This window comes from Sphingomonas sp. S2M10, assembly GCF_012650175.1.
GTDB lineage: Bacteria > Pseudomonadota > Alphaproteobacteria > Sphingomonadales > Sphingomonadaceae > Sphingomonas.
In genome coordinates, this window is the sequence record NZ_JAAILI010000023.1 from 1 (window position 1) to 1064 (window position 1064).

The following is a 1064-nucleotide window of genomic DNA, read 5'->3' on the forward strand; positions in this document are numbered from 1 at the left end:
CGTCAGGCTCATAACCTGAAGGCCGCAGGTTCAAATCCTGCCCCCGCAACCACCGCTACAGAACGCCACACGCCGCCCTCACGGGCGGCGTTGTCGTTTCCGCCAACACGCAGTCACAGCCCATCATTCGTAAGCGTCCGACCTGACCCGTATTGCGCGGCAACTTCTGCTGCGCGAGGCGAGTAGCGCTCAGGAGTGTCCTTTCGCACTCCTAAAGGAGAGTGCGGATGGGTCGTATGGATGTCATCACCCATGTAGAGCGCCGCCGGCGCTATTCAGACGCAGAGCGGGCCGCGGTGCTGGCGCAATGCGACGCGCCGGGGGCCACCATCGTTGGGGTTGCTCGGCAGCTTGTGACGTCCCCCCTGTTTTTTGGCCCGTTTTGAGCGAGAGTTTTCCGGCCCTTTGAAGCCTTTTGGCGAGGAGCTGGGACATGAAGAAATCGCGGTACACGGAAGAGCAGATTGCGTTTGCGCTGAAGCAGGCGGAGACGGGCACGCCGGTTGCCGAGGTGATCCGCCGGATGGGGATATCGGAGCAGACCTTCTACCGCTGGAAGAAGGTGTACGGTGGGCTAGGCGTGGGCGAGCTGCGGCGGGTGAAGCAGCTCGAGGAGGAGAACCGGAAGCTGAAACAGCTGGTCGCCGACCTGAGTCTCGATAAGCACATTTTGCAGGATGTGCTGGCAAAAAAGCTCTGACGCCTGGACGGCGGCGCGAGATCGTCGCGCACGTCCAGGCATCTCACGGTGTTAGCGAGCGGCGCAGTTGCTCGGCGTTGGGCGTCGAGCGGTCGTCGGTGCGGTACATCTCGCACCGGCCGGACCAGACGCCGCTGATGATGCGCATCCGCGATCTGGCAGCGGCGCGGACGCGGTACGGCTATTTCCGCATCTACATCCTGCTGCGCAGGGAAGGATGGGTCGTGAACCACAAGCTGCGGATTCCGACGATCCCGGCCGCCTATTCCGATCTGATCCCGGCCACTATTCCGATGTGAAGCCGGTCGGGCGAAGCCAGATCGAGTGGTTGTAATGGCATGCAGGTTTTTGGCGGGTCAAGCGA

The 1064-nt window shown here is 62.4% G+C and carries 1 pseudogene; it reads left to right on the top strand.

The features are described 5' to 3' along the window. Positions 1–433: 433 nt before the first annotated feature. Positions 434–936 (top strand): annotated as a pseudogene (locus S2M10_RS06810) (transposase); the annotation flags it as partial. Positions 937–1064 lie beyond the last annotated feature (128 nt).